Raw genomic sequence first — 13,763 nt, 5'->3', positions numbered from 1 at the left:
GGGGATCACGCGGCGACGCGGACGGATCAATCCAGGTTTTGGGCGGCCAGCGGCTCGGCGACCATTTTCACGGGCTTCCCGCGTCCGATCAGGATCGCCGCCCGCGAGCGTTCGGGATCGGCCTCGAATCGGGTGCGCACCCAGCTGGCCAGGAACTTCACGTATTCGGAGGCGACGAGGCGCGCCGCGGGCGGACTCGTCCACCAGCGGTCGGCGTCGAACGCGTCCGTGACCACCGGATGCGGCAGGACCCGATCGCTGTCCTGCAGGGCATGGACCAGCTCGATCAAGGTGCGCGGCATGTGGTAGTTCGAGGTGACCACGGCCACGGTGTTGAAACGATGCGCCCGCATCCAGCGGCGGGTCTCGATCGCGTTGCCGATGGTGTTGCGCGCCCGGTAATCGAGATCGACGCAGCAGGCGATCAACGCACGCTGCGTCGGGTTCAGCCGGGCGATCTCTTCGCGGCTGGTGCGCTCGTTGACGCCCGTGATCAGCAGGCGTCGCCCGTATCCTCCGGCGAGCAGGTCGATCGCGTCGCCGATGCGTTGCGCGCCTCCGGTGAGTGCGACGATCCCGTCCGCCCGGTCGGCCGGGGCGCGCTCCTGCCGCGCGAGCGCGCTGACGAAGATCAGGAAGCCGGCGAACAGCGCAATTGCCCCGAAGCTCGCACCGAGGCCCAGCACCCACAGGGTCGTCGGTGCGCGGTGACGCGGCCTCGCGAGGCGGGTCGCCGGGTGCGCGAGGCCCCCTTCGTGCCAGGACCAGCCAAGGGCGTCGGCGAGGTGCGGATCCGATGCGCGTGGCATACGCGTGGTCATCCTCCGGAGGATCGGCTTCGATTGCGGCGACCCGGAGGCATCCGGGAGACCCAATCAACACCGCAACGAATAGGTTTCCAGATCGTAAACGTGCTGCCAAGACCCCCCTGTATCCACGCGCGCTGTTTTAAGGTCGGCGGGCGGCCGCGGCCGATCAGGCCAGGAACCGGCGCACCGTGATGCGCGACACCACGCCCGTGACGAGGGACGCGATGACGCCGATGAGCACGACGCTGGCATAGCCGCGCAGCCCGATCTGGAAGGCGCCGAACAGGGCTTCGACCTCTTGCCCCGCCGGTCCGGACCGCGCCGCCCGGGCGAGCACCCCCAAGATCACGAAGGCCAGGATGGCGCAGCCCGCGCCGATCGCACCGCCGCGAAGTCCCAGGCCGAAAAACCGCCGCTGGAAGGCCCGGGCGATGTAATCGTCGTCGGCGCCCACGAAGTGGAGCACCTCGACCACCTCGCGGTTGCTCGCCATGGCGCCCCGCGTGGCGAAGGTGACGGCGAGGCCCGTGGCCACCAGGACGAGGATCACCAGCCCGATCCCGATCCCCACGAAGGCGTTGGCCGCGCTCGACAGCCTTTGAAGCCAGAGCGCGTGGTCGTCGAGGCTCGCGACGCCGGGCAGTGCTTCGAGAAGCCGCGCGCGCAGCCGCTTCAGGTCGGCGCCCTGTCCCCGGGCGAGCTTGAGGGCGATCAGCCGGGGCACCGGCAGATCCGAGAGGTCGAGCCCGCTGCCGAGCCAGGGCTCCAGCAGCCGCTCGGCCTCGGCCTTCGAGAAAACCCGCGTCTCGGCGATGCCGGGCTCCGCCCTGGCGAGATCGGCAGCCCGGGCCAGATCGGCATCGACGTCGCGGCCCGGGCTCGGGCGGATCTGGATCGTGACTTCCTGGGCGACATCGCCCTGCCATTGCGCCGCGTTCGTCGCCACCATCTCGGCCGCGCCGGCGCAGAGGCCCGCCAGGAAGGTCAGGATGGCGATGACCGCCGCCAGGGAGCGCCCGGCCGCGGTGTCGGTCGGCACCAGGGGCGCGTTGCGGCGCAGCTGCGCCGGCAGAGCCGGGGAGGGCGCGCCGGAGACGGAGTCCGGTCGCGCCCGCGGGATGGCCTGAGTGCTCATTCCTCGATCCGCAGCCGGCCGTCGCCGAGCACCATCCGCCGGGCGTCGACCGCATCCATGATGCCGAAATCATGGGTGGCGATGACGACCGACGTCCCGAGCTTGTTCAATTCCAGGAACAGGCGGAGCAGCCGCCGTCCCAATCCCGGATCGACGTTGCCGGTCGGCTCGTCGGCGAGCAGCAGGTCGGGCCGGGCGATCAGCGCCCGGGCGATGGCGGCGCGCTGCTTCTCACCGCCCGACAGGAGCGGCGGCAGGGCATGCATCCGCTCGCCGAGCCCGACCCAGCGCAGCAGCTCGACCACCTCGGCCCGATAGCTCGCCTCCGTCCGCCCCTGGACGCGCAGAGGCAGCGCCACGTTCTCGTAGGTCGTGAGATGATCGAGCAGGCGGAAATCCTGAAAGACCACGCCCATCCGGCGCCGCAGGCCCGTGAGCGCCTTGGCTGAGATGCCGCTCACCTCCTCGCCGAAGATCGAGACGAGGCCGCGGGTCGGCCGAACCGACAGCAGGATCAGCCGCAGCAGCGTCGTCTTGCCGGCGCCCGACGGCCCGGTGAGGAACTGGAACGAGCGTGGGGCGATGCGGAAGCTCACGTCCGACAGCACCTCCGGCCCGAGGCCGTAGCGCATGCCGACATTCTCGAACTGCACCACCGGCCGCTCTGCGCCGGGCAGCAGGCTCTTCATGCTCGCCTGTAGATTCAAGGCCGTGCCGTATCTCTTCGATCCCGCCCCCGGGAATCGCCGGACCGAAGGGCGTTTTCAAGGCCTACCGGATTTCACCGCCGCTTAACCCTGTTCGGCCACACTTTCTCAATCGAATTCACTGTCCGGCCCCGGTTCGGCCGATCGATGCGAGTATGGCGCGTATGCTGATCGTCTGTCCGAGCTGCGCGAGCGCGTACGAGATCGAGGCCGGCAAGGTCGGCATGGAGGGCCGCTCGGTCCGGTGCGCGGCCTGTCGCGAGACGTGGTTCATCACCCCGGCCGACGTGCTCGCCGGGCACGAGGCGGAGCTGGCCGCGGAGGCGGATCCCATCGCCGACACGGCCTGGAAGGAGGCGACCGCCGCGGTCCGGGAGGCGGCCGATCTTCCGGTACCCGCCGCCCGCGCGCCGCGCCCGGGACGCATGACAGTGCGTGGCAAGAGCTTCGGCCTCTCGCCGGCCCTGGCTTTCGGGCTGACGCTGCTGTCGACTTTGCCTCTCGTGTGTCTGGCGCGCGCGAGTGTGGTTCGAGCCGTACCCCAGAGCGCGGCCCTGTTCGCCCGGATCGGGCTGCCGGTCAATCTGCGCGGCATCGCGATCCGCGACGTCACGGCCTTCAGCAGCCCGGCCGACGAGGGCCGACCGGCCGAGCTCGTGGTCGAGGGCGACCTGGTTGGCGTGGCGGCATCCGACGTGCCGGTGGCACCGCTCAGCGCCGAGATCCGTGACGCCGGCGGTCGCGTGCTCCGGACGTTCCCGGTCGCCGCACCGCGGGCGGTGCTCGGTCACGCGGAGGCTGCACGATTCCGCGGTTCACTCACCAACCCCCCCGCTGATGGGCGGGCGATCGTACTCCGGTTCGCGCGCGCAGAGCCCGCGCGGGCCGAGGCTCGGCGCGCATCCGAGCACAACTGAACCCGTCGCTGCCGTTCCTGGCGGTGCAGCCTCGATCCCGAGGCTCGGACGATCCCAAGGCATGGGCGGTTGGAGCGGGACCATATACGCTTCTTGCCCGATGCCTCACGCCGGCGGCGCACCCACGCTGATCGCGGTACGAATGCCAAACCTACGTCGGTTTAGTTTTTATAGATCTTATTTACTGATTTGTGTCGCGCGCGGATCAAATATTAAGGTGTGATAAGTACGGAAACCCGGGTGGATAATAGCGTCATATTGCCGTGTAAGGCTGTCCGTCGCCGAATGATGCAAAATTGCCGCAAGGGCATCAGCAAACAACTTGTCTGAGGATAGACTTATCTCGCGTGCATGTTTTCAATGTTAATATAGCCATGACTTAAAAAAAATAAAGATATCAATATCATTTGTGGCGGAACTTCTGAATTTTTGCGTGCGACGCTCCGCTGTTGCGCCCAAATGATGAATCTGTGATTCTGATAAGATGGCCGCATCTGCAGGCAGGCGTGAATCGCCGGTTGGGATAAATGAGGCTGATCCGCCGTGGTTGCGAATCAAAACGTCCCAGTTTTCTTTGGAACAACCGACTCTGTGGAAGAAAAAAGGGCCTTCGATTACTGGCGCAGCACGGTCATGTCGACGGTGGACTTGCATCGCCTCGATCTGGACCGGCCGTTTGCGGCGAGCCGGATGGTCGCACAGTCGGTCCATGGTGGCGTCTTCCACACGGTCAGTCGGCCTTACAGCCTTGAGCGGATGCCGCATCATATTCGCCGCGACGGCCGCGATGAGGTCGGCGTCATGCTGGTGCGCAAGGGGCGCGGCTACCTCGAGAACGGGCGCCACGGCACGATTCTCGGCGTCGGCGACATCGCGTTCCAAACGTGGAGCCAACCGGGCTCAGGAGGCGGATTGACTGATTTCGAAGAGATCCGGCTCCTGATTCCTCATGCGACGTTCCAATCGCAGATCGGTAACCTTCGCGAGTTGGCAGGCAGCAGGATTCCGGCCGGTCCGCTGAACGAGATGTTTTCCGCTTATCTCCGCACCTTTGCGGCCTCGATCCACACGATGTCCGAGGCGGAGACCGGCATCGCCATCGAGGGCGCGCTTCACCTGCTGCGCGGGCTGATCCATGGGCACACCGCGCGCGGGGATCGGGAGATTTCCGCGGATGCCCTGCGGTCTCTGGCGCTGGCGCGGATCGAGCGATGCCTGCACGATCCGGAGTTCGGGCCGGCGCACCTCGTCGCAGACCTCTGTGTGTCCCGCAGCCGGCTCTACGCGGCCTTCGCGGGTGGCGAGGGTATCGCGGCCACGATCCGCAACGCCCGTCTTGACCGTGCCTACGAGCGGATCGTCCGGGCCCCCAAGAAGGGGTTCAAGATCGCGTCGATCATGGAGGGTTGCGGTCTGACGGATCCGGCAGCCTTCAGCCATGCATTCCGTCAGCGGTTCGGTCTCTCGCCCCGGGACCTCGCCGCCCAGGGCGATGTCTCGAGCATTCAGGAGCGTCCGCGCTCCGCGTCGATGATGTGACGCCGGGGCAACGGCAGCGCGGTGATCCGCCTGGACCGCGAGAGCGCCAGGACCACGCGGATCACCGCGACGCCCACACGCGCGATGCGGATCTCCCGCGGCAACTGGCGCGGGCCGATGGGTCGATAGGCGAGGCGGGGACTCGCGCGCTCGGCTTCCGCCACGGCTTGGCCGAGGGGCAGTCCCGCGATGCGAAGGGCCTCGCCGGGGTCGATCCTGAGCCGCCGCGCCCAGGCTTGGTCCCGCGCGAGCAGGCCCTGCCCATGCTGACGCCGGAAGCGGCGGCGCCAGGCATAGCGGCGCACGGCGCGAAAGAACGATTCCATCCGGGCGTCGCAGAGGGCGTCCGGTTCCTCGCAGCGCGCGCGGATCGTATCGGCGACGCCGCCGGGGGCCCGGCCGGCGAGACGGGCCGAGATGGTCACACAGACGTCGGTGGCATGGCGCACCCGCAGGCCACGCTCGATCAGACGCGCGATGAAGGCACCGTCCTCACCCAGGGGGATCTCCGGCATGCCCCCCACAGCGCAATACGCCGCCCGCGTCACCGCCAGCGTGGCGCCGATCGCGGTGCGATGGCACGGCCAGGGATCGTGCGGATCGGGATCGATCCGCGCCTCCGCCTCGGTGATGAGCGCATCGTAGCGATCTTCGAGCCGACCGCGCGCGGGCAGGGACGGGGGCAGCCTTGCCGCCTCCGCCGCGTCGAGCTCGACGCGGCCGGCAACCGCGTCCGCCCCGGCCCGGATGGCTGCCCAGTTGCGCGCGACCCAGTCCGGTGGTACCCGGCTATCGGCGTCGGTCGACAGGATCATCCCGCCCGGCCGCGTCTCCCCGAGCCAATCCGCTGCTTCATCCATAGCCCGGCGCCGCGCCCAGCCGGCATGCGCCCCGGCGAACGTCTCGGTCATGACCCGGACCGGGATCGACAGGGTCGGCACCGTCGCGGCGACGATCGCTTCGGTCCGGTCCGTGCAGTTGTTGAGGAACAGGACGAGCCCGAGGCCGCCGGGCTCGAGGCCGGTCTGAGCGTCGATGGCGCGCAGGCAGGCCGTGATGCGCTCTTCCTCGTTGCGCACCGGCACCGCGATGATCGCGTCCGGGATCAGGGCATCTGGGGCTGGAACGCGCGTCACCGAATCCACTCCGTCGGGCCCCGGTGAATGGGTCGGGGTCCGCGGCGCTATGACGGACGCTGTCTGAACGAATGCGAAAGCCTGTGAGGGTCGCGCCGGCGCATCAGGCGAAAAGCCGGACGGGCATGAACGCCCCCGTCAAAGCGTTTTCTCGACCAGCCCTTCGATCCATTCGGGCTGCGTCTCGCCGACCGACCGTCCGACTTCGGTTGCGCCCTTGTAGGCGATGAGCGTGCTCTGCATGCGCACGTTCAGCCGCTTCAGCAGCGGCTTCTGCGTGTCGAAGTCGATATCGAAGATCTGGAGGTTCTTGAAGCGCGGCTCGGCCGCCAGCTTGGCCAGGATCGGCTTCTGCGTCTTGCAGATCGGGCACCAGGGCGCGCTGACCTCGATCAGGATCGGCTTCCCGCTCGTCTGGGCCGCCTCGAAGGCGGCCTGCGAGAACGGCACGGTCTCGCCCGCAAGCGCTGAGTCGAAGGCCAAACCCAGGATCGATCCCAGCGCGGCCAGACACGACAGTGCGACGACGCGTCGGCGGTTCCTCATGATGCCTCTCCCGGACGAGTCGATCCCCGTTATCCCCGGGGCATCGGCGTGCGTCTTACGCGACTGACCGATGAAAAGTTGCTCGGTCCCAACATGCCGACAATTCAAAAGCGAATTTTGCCGGTCACATCATCGGGATGAGGCGTGCAACGAGGCATCGCGGTCCTCCGCGATGAGGGCATCGATGTCGCCCGGACCCACGGCCTCCATCGGGCGCCGGATCCGCAGGGCCCGGGTCGGCGCCCCGGCGCGCATCACCAGGACGACGGTCTCCAGATCGGGGCAACCGGGATCGGGGCAGGCGATCTCGTTCACTGCGATTGTGTCGGTCTCGCCGAGATTCAGAGCCGCGACGAGATCGCGCTTCAGCCGGGCCGCGATCTCGGCGCGTTCGGCGGAACGTGCCCGCCATGCCTTGAGGCTGACGAAAGCCATGTGCGGGGCGTGTCCTCGATCAAGTCCGGGCCAAGCCTGGAAAGCCGTCGGCGTCACACCAGCCGATCCAGTCCGGGCGACCGTGGAGCGCAGACGAACGACGGTCAAGCGGCCCGTTCGATGCCTATCTCCGCCGCATACATCATGGGCCGCTCAAGCCATGCCTGATCGCGTTGCCATTGAGCGCGGCACTTATACCAGCCCTCGCTGATCAGAACCCATGGGCCCATGCGCGCAGTCCGATGGACATGATGCGCGCGGGTTGGTCGATGAGGGGTTCCAGGCATGGCAGCAGTGGTCGAGGATGTCGGCATAGGATGTGAAGATCCGATTGCCGAGCCCGTTGTCGCGCATGAACTGCCAGAGGTCCTCGTCCTGAGCCTGTCGAAGGACGTCGGAGAACCAGATCTCTATCGGCCTGCGCGCTCTCCGCCATGCGGGCGGGGAAGTCCTTTTAAGAGCCTCTCACAAAACTCCCGCTGCGCTGTCGCGGCCAGAGGGAAATATCCGGTGCTCGGGAGTTTTGTGAGGAGCTCTAAATGCGGGGATGGCGTCCGGGTCCTGAGCGTGGTGGCGCGGGCGGGCGGAGAGCTTGCGGTAGCCCATGCCCTGCAGGCCCCGGCTCAACCAGCGCGCGTAGAACTTCCCGTCACGCGAGCGTCAGGCGGTCCTCGACGGCACGGACGCCGGGCGCCGACCATGCGGCGCGCTCGGCGAGCTCGCGCTCGCTCCAGACGTCCACGCAGCCGTCCAGGGTCACCTTGTCCCCGTCCACGTGGACGCGGATCGTGTCCGGATCCCTGACGCTCCGCCTCAAGGCGGCGAGGATCCGTTCCTTGACCTCGGTGGGCTGGACCGGCGGCTTCACCGCGATGAGGTTGACGATGTCGGTGATGCCGGCGATCCGCCGCAGCGCCTTATCGACCGCCGCCTTCTGGTGGTAGTACGGCACGCAGCCTTCAAGCGTGACGCAGCCATTCTCGACCTTGAGCGAGACCGAGCGCTCCGGGATCTGCACGTTCCACTCCAGCACCCGGGCGCATCGCTCGGCCAGGGCCTCATCACCCACGCGTGGATTCTCCGGGTAGCGGACCTCGATCCGCTCGACGACGGCCCGCACGCCGCGAACCCGTAGCGCGGCGTGCTCGGCGATGCTCTTCTCGGCGAAATTCCGGACATGGCCGGTGAGCGTCACGACGCCGTCCTCTACGGCGACACCAATCGGCGCCGCATCGATCATCGGTGCGTATTCCAATTCGTCGATGACGTGCTGGCGTATTGTCTGGTCGCTCATGACCTATCTCCTCGGTTCGGCGGGGGTTCAGAGGACCAGCCAGAGCAGCACTGGCGTGACGATTGAGGCCGCTACGGCGAGGGCCAGGGCCTGCAGGCTGCCGGTGGCTTTGTAGCGATAGGCGTCCGTGATGAGTGCGGGCGGGGCATCGTTGCGCGGCACCAATCCGACCGGTACCCGCACGCGACGCACGGTCTGGATGTAGCTGGACCTTAGAACCAGGGTCATCGCTCGCTCCCGTTTCGTCTGACGAGAGGCATCCTGCCGCCCCGCGCCGAGCGCGCCTTGATCCACCTCAACGCCACCGGGCCTGGCCGCTGGCACGGTCGCTCTCGGGATTTGCTTCCTGCGAGGAACCGACATGGACGCGACGCACGAGCCGAGAAGTCGCCATGGCGGCGAATGTCGCGAGGGTCACGGCGGGTGCGACCTGCCCTTCGTACCGGGTCCGCTCGGGCCGGATAGCCTGAGGCAGATCCACGCCTACTGGCGGGCCGCCAATTACCTGTCGGTCGGGCAGATCTACCTCATGGCCAACCCGCTCCTGCGCGAGCCGCTCAAGCCCGAGCACGTCAAGCCGCGGCTCCTCGGCCACTGGGGCACGACGCCCGGCCTCAACTTCATCTACGCGCACCTGAACCGGGTCATACGCCAGCGCGACCTCGACATGATCGCGGTCTGGGGGCCCGGTCACGGTGCGCCGGGGCTTGTGGCCAACGCGTACTTGGAGGGCACCTACAGCGAGATCTATCCGGACGTAGCGCAAGACCTCGACGGGATGGCGCGGTTATTCCGGCAGTTCTCGTTTCCCGGGGGCATCCCGAGCCACGCCTCGCCGGAGCTGCCCGGCTCCATCCACGAGGGCGGCGAGCTCGGCTACTCCCTGGCCCATGCGTTCGGCGCGGCCTTGGACAACCCCGGCCTGACCGTCGCCTGCGTGGTCGGCGACGGCGAGGCGGAGACGGGGCCGCTTGCCGCCGCCTGGCATTCCAACAAGTTCCTGAACCCGACGACCGACGGCGCCGTCCTGCCGATCCTGCACCTCAACGGCTATAAGATCGCCAACCCGACACTCCTCGCCCGGATGCCTGCGGACGAGCTCCGCAGCCTCCTCGTCGGCTATGGCTACGAGCCGTCCTTCGTCGAGGGCGACGAACCGGCCGCCATGCACCAGGCCATGGCGACCGCGCTTGACGCAGTCCTCGATGGGATCACGGCAATCCGGCACGCCGCGCGCTACGGCGAGGTCCGGCGACCGTGCTGGCCAATGATCGTGCTGCGCAGCCCCAAGGGCTGGACGGGACCGAAGACCGTTGACGGCAAGCCGGTCGAGGGCACCTGGCGCTCGCATCAGGTTCCCGTCGCGGCAACGCGGGAAGACCCGGAGCACCGCGCGATCCTGGAAGCCTGGATGCGCTCCTACCGACCGGAGGAGCTGTTCGCCGAGGACGGCTCGCTCGGACCAGAACTCGCCGCTCTGGCGCCAATGGGGCCGCGGCGCATCTCGGCCAACCCGCACGCCAACGCGCATAAGAGCGTGCCCTTGCGGCTGCCGGACCTAAAGGATTTCGCCGTCCCCGTGCCGGGATCCGGCCGCTCCCGAGCCGAGGCCACCCGCACGCTCGGCGGCTACCTTCGGGAGGTACTGTCTCTGAACAGGGACGCACGCAATTTCCGCATCATGGGCCCCGACGAGACCGCCTCGAACCGCCTCGACGCGGTGTTCGAGGTGACGGGCCGGGCTTGGCAGGAGACGGTTCTGCCGGGCGACGACCACCTCCTGCGCGACGGCCGGGTTATGGAGGTACTGAGCGAGCACCTCTGCGAGGGCTGGCTCGAAGGCTACGTGCTCACCGGGCGGCACGGCCTGTTCGCGACCTACGAGGCCTTCGCGCACGTGGTGGACTCGATGGTGAACCAGCACGCCAAGTGGCTGAAGTCCTCACGCGACCTGCCCTGGCGGCGGCCGGTGCCGTCCCTCAACATCCTCCTGTCGTCCCACGTCTGGCGGCAGGACCACAACGGTTTCAGCCACCAGGACCCGGGCTTCATCGACTTCGTGGCCAACAAGCGCGGCGACACGGCCCGCATCTACCTGCCGCCGGACGCGAACTGCCTGCTCTGCGTCACGGATCACTGCCTCCGAACCTACGACCGCATCAACGTTGTCGTGGCCGGCAAGCAGCCTGCGCTGCAGTGGCTGACCCTGGACGAGGCTGTCCCGCACTGCGCGGCCGGCATCGACATCTGGGATTGGGCCTCGAACGAGGGGGAGGCGGAGCCCGACGTGGTGATGGCCTGCGCCGGCGACGTGCCGACGCAGGAGACGCTCGCCGCGGTGGATTGGCTGCGCCGGCATGTCCCGGAGCTCAGGATCCGCGTGGTGAACGTGGTCGACCTGATGACGCTGCCCGCGCCCGAGACGCACCCGCACGGCCTCGACGATGCGACCTTCGACAGCCTGTTCACCCGCGACCGGCCGGCGGTGTTCGCCTATCACGGCTATCCCTGGCTCATCCATCGGTTGACCTACAAAAGGACGAACCACGCCAACTTCCACGTGCACGGCTTCATCGAGGAGGGCACGACCACGACGCCGTTCGACATGTGCGTGCTCAATCGCCTCGACCGGTTCCATCTCGCGCAGGCCGCACTCCGGGCCGTGCCGGGGCTGGGGGCGCAGGCCGAGCACGCCGAGCAAGCGTTGCGGGACGTTCTGGCGGCCCATCGCGAGCATGTCCGCCGCACCGGCGACGACCTGCCGGAGGTGCGGGATTGGACTTGGCCGGAACGGCACGCGCCAGAGGACCATGATCGGCGCATCGACGGCGACATCATGCAGTGCGGTCCGACCGACACGGCCAAGCCCGGGCAGGCGCGGATGGTGGACGGTTATGGCCACCGCCGCGGGCCGGCATGACGAACAGTGCCGATGGCATCGCCTGCCCGAGTTCGGACCTTGATTCGGCGATCACTGACGCTGGCCGTCGTCCTCGACCTCACCGATGTGATCTGCGCTCCCGACATCATAACCGGGGAGGCGGTCCCCAATATCGGCAGGCTGTATCCATCGGTACAGGAGCCGGTCGACTTCGCATGCCCAGACCAGCGGGAGGTCGATCCAGAACGTGCGCCACAACGTCATCAGGGTATTCCCGGCGAGCTCGAACGTCGAGGACTGAGGATGTACTGGCAGGGCCGACGAGCCGCGCGTCATGACATGATCTTTGCCTCGACGTGGCTGACGTGAGCGACCCGGAAGGTGCGCTCGGTCTCGTCGCCGGCATCGCGGATTGAGACGTACTCGCCCTCGACGAAGGCGTGCATGCCGAGATGGTAGCCGGTCTCGTCGTCCTCGTCGGTGCGGTCGTCATAGTCGATCAGCCAGGTCGCGCCGCCCTCGCCGCCGGCGCGGTGCACGAGCCGGCCATGCCGGTCGCGCTCGCCGATCCAGAAGCGGCGAACGCGGCAATGGTCCCGGATTTCGCGCCACAGCGCAGCGTCGAGGCGGCCGTCCGGTCCGAGCGGTGCCACGATCTCGTAGCCCCGTCCGGCACTACCGTCCGGATGCTCCGGGCAGCGTGCCAGCGTCAGGGTCACGCGCTGCAGCGTGGCGGGTCCGCTCGGTTTGCCTGGACGCGGTCCCACCGCCGGAGCAATGGCGTCGGCGCCATGCGTTGCTTGAGCCATAATGAGCCTCCTCGTTTCGGGACGATGTGCGTCCCGAGACATCGGACGCAGAACACCGATCAGATGGAACCTTGATGTGGCGTTGCCGCCGGGTCGCGGACCAAGGGTCCAGAGTCAGCGTAGGCAACCGACACAGATGCCCCGCGTGACCGCATCGTCGCGCTCCTGTTCGCGCGTCCGCCGCTGGATGTCGCTGCCCGGCTTGAGGTCGAGCTTGTCTGGCCTCGGCACCGTCTCGCCGCTCTTGGTCACGTAATCGGTTCGGCTCGATGCAACCCGCTTCGATCCCGAGCCGTCGGCGTCGTGTCCGAACACCGGCAGCGGGACACAAAAGCCAAGGAAGATCCCGGCGGCGGCCAGCGGGAGGGATATCCACGCGACCTTGGTCTCCATCCGGGTGCCAGCGTGCAAGCATGTGCCGTGGAACATGGCGGCTCTCCTCAACTCAGGGCGACGATGCGGTCCTCGACGGCGCGGACGCCCGGCACCGACCAAGCCGCGCGCTCGGCGGCGTCGCGCTCCGCCCAGGCCGAGACCGCCCCCTCCAGCGTGACCTTGTCGCCGGCGACGGTGACCTTGATCCCGTCGGCCTCGGACATGACGCTGCGCCGGAACGCCTCCAGGATCTTGTCCTTGACCGCCGCTGGCGGAACCCGCGGCCTGACCTCGATGCGGTTTGTCACGCCGTGGACGCCCGACAGCTTCCGGACGGCCGCCTCGGCGCCCGCCATCTGGTACTGCCAGTCAACCGTGCCGGTCAGCGTGACCCAGCCGCCGGCGACCTTCACTCGGATGGCCTGCTTCGGGAGGTGCACGGACCAGTCGATGATGGCCAGGGCGCGGGCGGCGATCTGGTCGTCGGCGACCTTCTTCTCGTCGGCGTAGCGGACCTCGATCTCCTGCGCGATGGCGCGCACGCCTCGGACGCGGGGCACGGCGCGCTCGGCCTCCACCTTCTCGGCGTAGCTGCCGACGTGGCCGGTCAGGGTCACGACGCCTTCCGCGACGGCGACGCCGATGGCGCCGGCATCGAGGCTGGGGTCGAAGTCGAGCTCGTCGAGAACGTCGCGGCGCAGATCCTTGTCGGTCATGGCGTCCTCCGTCATGGCATGTGTCCGCTCTGTGCGGAGTAGCTGCCGGGTGATCCTGCGCGGCCTAGCCGGAGGAGCCTTGATCCAGCGCAACCCCGACGCGCCGGTCGGCCTGCGCCAGCGCGGCGCACCGGGTCATCTCCGTGCGCAGGCGAGCGACCGTCGCCTCGATGCCGGCCGCCTTCAGGTCCGATTGCAGTCTTGCGATCAGCGTCTCGTCGTCGGTCACGACGGCGCACTCGGTAAAGGACGTGACGTACCCCTCAGCTGCGGTGCCGCTCAGGCGCATCCGCTCACAGGCCCAGGTCGCCAGGAGACGGTTGCGCCGGTTGCGGGCATGGAAACGCGCCTCCTCCTCCTGGACGAAGCGGCGCTCAGCGGCCCGCTCGCGCTCGTCGAAGGTCGTGGTCATGATCTCCTCCATCGCTGGAGTGGGGCCGGACCGTGCCGGCCGCGGATCAGCC

The 13,763-nt window shown here is 68.2% G+C and carries 16 protein-coding genes and 1 pseudogene; 3 read left to right on the top strand and 14 right to left on the bottom strand.

The features are described 5' to 3' along the window. Positions 1–26 precede the first annotated feature (26 nt). The 3 genes from FVE89_RS13130 to ftsE all read right to left on the bottom strand — a co-directional run bounded on the left by FVE89_RS13130 (position 27) and on the right by ftsE (position 2,633). Complete coding sequence (locus tag FVE89_RS13130) at positions 27–809, bottom strand: YdcF family protein (protein WP_160534369.1); 783 nt, start codon at positions 807–809, stop codon at positions 27–29. A gap of 166 nt (positions 810–975) precedes the next feature. Then, entirely contained in the window at positions 976–1,944 is a 969-nt protein-coding gene (locus FVE89_RS13125; RefSeq protein WP_160534368.1) for an ABC transporter permease, read from the bottom strand. Beyond that, positions 1,941–2,633, bottom strand: a complete 693-nt coding sequence (gene ftsE, locus FVE89_RS13120; protein ID WP_160534422.1) for a cell division ATP-binding protein FtsE — start codon at positions 2,631–2,633, stop codon at positions 1,941–1,943. The genes FVE89_RS13125 and ftsE overlap by 4 nt, the downstream gene beginning before the upstream one ends. A 173-nt stretch (positions 2,634–2,806) precedes the next feature. On the opposite strand from ftsE, the gene FVE89_RS13115 reads away from it, so the two are divergent. Further along, positions 2,807–3,568, top strand: coding sequence for a zinc-ribbon domain-containing protein (locus FVE89_RS13115; protein ID WP_342389853.1), 762 nt, complete (start codon positions 2,807–2,809; stop codon positions 3,566–3,568). A gap of 633 nt (positions 3,569–4,201) precedes the next feature. Next, on the top strand, positions 4,202–5,107 hold the full coding sequence (locus FVE89_RS31675; RefSeq protein ID WP_202130750.1) for a helix-turn-helix domain-containing protein: 906 nt from the start codon (positions 4,202–4,204) through the stop codon (positions 5,105–5,107). Here the strand turns inward: FVE89_RS31675 and FVE89_RS13105 are convergent. The 6 genes and pseudogenes from FVE89_RS13105 to FVE89_RS13080 form a co-directional block, all read right to left on the bottom strand. Beyond that, positions 5,074–6,243, bottom strand: coding sequence for a glycosyltransferase (locus FVE89_RS13105; protein ID WP_342389854.1), 1,170 nt, complete (start codon positions 6,241–6,243; stop codon positions 5,074–5,076). The two genes, FVE89_RS31675 and FVE89_RS13105, sit on opposite strands and share 34 nt — an antisense overlap. 138 nt (positions 6,244–6,381) lie before the next feature. Then, positions 6,382–6,789 carry a thioredoxin family protein gene (locus FVE89_RS13100; RefSeq protein WP_160534366.1) on the bottom strand — a complete coding sequence of 136 codons (408 nt, stop codon included), beginning with the start codon at positions 6,787–6,789 and terminating at the stop codon, positions 6,382–6,384. 129 nt (positions 6,790–6,918) lie between these two features. Further along, positions 6,919–7,224: a hypothetical protein gene (locus FVE89_RS13095; protein WP_160534365.1), complete on the bottom strand. Its 306-nt coding sequence runs from the start codon at positions 7,222–7,224 to the stop codon at positions 6,919–6,921. Positions 7,225–7,435: 211 nt separating this feature from the next. Further along, positions 7,436–7,596, bottom strand: a pseudogene (locus FVE89_RS31130) (IS630 family transposase); the annotation flags it as partial. 277 nt (positions 7,597–7,873) lie between these two features. Continuing rightward, on the bottom strand, positions 7,874–8,518 hold the full coding sequence (locus tag FVE89_RS13085) for a BON domain-containing protein (protein WP_160534363.1): 645 nt from the start codon (positions 8,516–8,518) through the stop codon (positions 7,874–7,876). A 27-nt stretch (positions 8,519–8,545) separates the two neighbouring features. Then, complete coding sequence (locus FVE89_RS13080) at positions 8,546–8,746, bottom strand: hypothetical protein (RefSeq protein WP_160534362.1); 201 nt, start codon at positions 8,744–8,746, stop codon at positions 8,546–8,548. A 133-nt stretch (positions 8,747–8,879) separates the two neighbouring features. On the opposite strand from FVE89_RS13080, the gene FVE89_RS13075 reads away from it, so the two are divergent. Next, positions 8,880–11,438: a phosphoketolase family protein gene (locus tag FVE89_RS13075; RefSeq protein WP_160534361.1), complete on the top strand. Its 2,559-nt coding sequence runs from the start codon at positions 8,880–8,882 to the stop codon at positions 11,436–11,438. A gap of 51 nt (positions 11,439–11,489) precedes the next feature. Here FVE89_RS13075 and FVE89_RS13070 read toward each other — a convergent pair whose 3' ends face one another. The 5 genes from FVE89_RS13070 to FVE89_RS13050 all read right to left on the bottom strand — a co-directional run bounded on the left by FVE89_RS13070 (position 11,490) and on the right by FVE89_RS13050 (position 13,711). After that, positions 11,490–11,735 carry a hypothetical protein gene (locus tag FVE89_RS13070; RefSeq protein ID WP_160534360.1) on the bottom strand — a complete coding sequence of 82 codons (246 nt, stop codon included), beginning with the start codon at positions 11,733–11,735 and terminating at the stop codon, positions 11,490–11,492. Continuing rightward, a complete protein-coding gene (locus FVE89_RS13065) occupies positions 11,732–12,208 on the bottom strand; it encodes a hypothetical protein (protein ID WP_202130749.1) in 477 nt (158 codons plus the stop codon). The genes FVE89_RS13070 and FVE89_RS13065 overlap by 4 nt, the downstream gene beginning before the upstream one ends. Before the next feature lie 114 nt (positions 12,209–12,322). Next, a complete protein-coding gene (locus FVE89_RS13060; protein WP_160534359.1) occupies positions 12,323–12,637 on the bottom strand; it encodes a hypothetical protein in 315 nt (104 codons plus the stop codon). Between the two features lie 11 nt (positions 12,638–12,648). Beyond that, a complete protein-coding gene (locus FVE89_RS13055; RefSeq protein WP_160534358.1) occupies positions 12,649–13,299 on the bottom strand; it encodes a BON domain-containing protein in 651 nt (216 codons plus the stop codon). A gap of 64 nt (positions 13,300–13,363) precedes the next feature. Next, positions 13,364–13,711 carry a DUF1476 domain-containing protein gene (locus FVE89_RS13050; protein ID WP_160534357.1) on the bottom strand — a complete coding sequence of 116 codons (348 nt, stop codon included), beginning with the start codon at positions 13,709–13,711 and terminating at the stop codon, positions 13,364–13,366. Positions 13,712–13,763: the final 52 nt, after the last annotated feature.

It is taken from the genome of Methylobacterium sp. 2A (assembly GCF_009806555.1).
Classification (GTDB): domain Bacteria; phylum Pseudomonadota; class Alphaproteobacteria; order Rhizobiales; family Beijerinckiaceae; genus Methylobacterium.
The sequence above is the reverse complement of the archived record's forward strand: the minus strand, read 5'-3'. Positions and strand labels throughout refer to the sequence as shown.

Coding starts and splice junctions, on each gene's coding strand:
- FVE89_RS13095 (WP_160534365.1), bottom strand. CDS start 7,224: ATGGCTTTCGTCAGCCTCAAGGCATGGCGGGCACGTTCCGCCGAACGC.
- ftsE (WP_160534422.1), bottom strand. CDS start 2,633: ATGAAGAGCCTGCTGCCCGGCGCAGAGCGGCCGGTGGTGCAGTTCGAG.
- FVE89_RS13050 (WP_160534357.1), bottom strand. CDS start 13,711: ATGACCACGACCTTCGACGAGCGCGAGCGGGCCGCTGAGCGCCGCTTC.
- FVE89_RS31675 (WP_202130750.1), top strand. CDS start 4,202: ATGTCGACGGTGGACTTGCATCGCCTCGATCTGGACCGGCCGTTTGCG.
- FVE89_RS13070 (WP_160534360.1), bottom strand. CDS start 11,735: ATGACGCGCGGCTCGTCGGCCCTGCCAGTACATCCTCAGTCCTCGACG.
- FVE89_RS13115 (WP_342389853.1), top strand. CDS start 2,807: ATGGCGCGTATGCTGATCGTCTGTCCGAGCTGCGCGAGCGCGTACGAG.
- FVE89_RS13080 (WP_160534362.1), bottom strand. CDS start 8,746: ATGACCCTGGTTCTAAGGTCCAGCTACATCCAGACCGTGCGTCGCGTG.
- FVE89_RS13085 (WP_160534363.1), bottom strand. CDS start 8,518: ATGAGCGACCAGACAATACGCCAGCACGTCATCGACGAATTGGAATAC.
- FVE89_RS13100 (WP_160534366.1), bottom strand. CDS start 6,789: ATGAGGAACCGCCGACGCGTCGTCGCACTGTCGTGTCTGGCCGCGCTG.
- FVE89_RS13060 (WP_160534359.1), bottom strand. CDS start 12,637: ATGTTCCACGGCACATGCTTGCACGCTGGCACCCGGATGGAGACCAAG.
- FVE89_RS13125 (WP_160534368.1), bottom strand. CDS start 1,944: ATGAGCACTCAGGCCATCCCGCGGGCGCGACCGGACTCCGTCTCCGGC.
- FVE89_RS13130 (WP_160534369.1), bottom strand. CDS start 809: ATGCCACGCGCATCGGATCCGCACCTCGCCGACGCCCTTGGCTGGTCC.
- FVE89_RS13065 (WP_202130749.1), bottom strand. CDS start 12,208: ATGGCTCAAGCAACGCATGGCGCCGACGCCATTGCTCCGGCGGTGGGA.
- FVE89_RS13055 (WP_160534358.1), bottom strand. CDS start 13,299: ATGACCGACAAGGATCTGCGCCGCGACGTTCTCGACGAGCTCGACTTC.
- FVE89_RS13075 (WP_160534361.1), top strand. CDS start 8,880: ATGGACGCGACGCACGAGCCGAGAAGTCGCCATGGCGGCGAATGTCGC.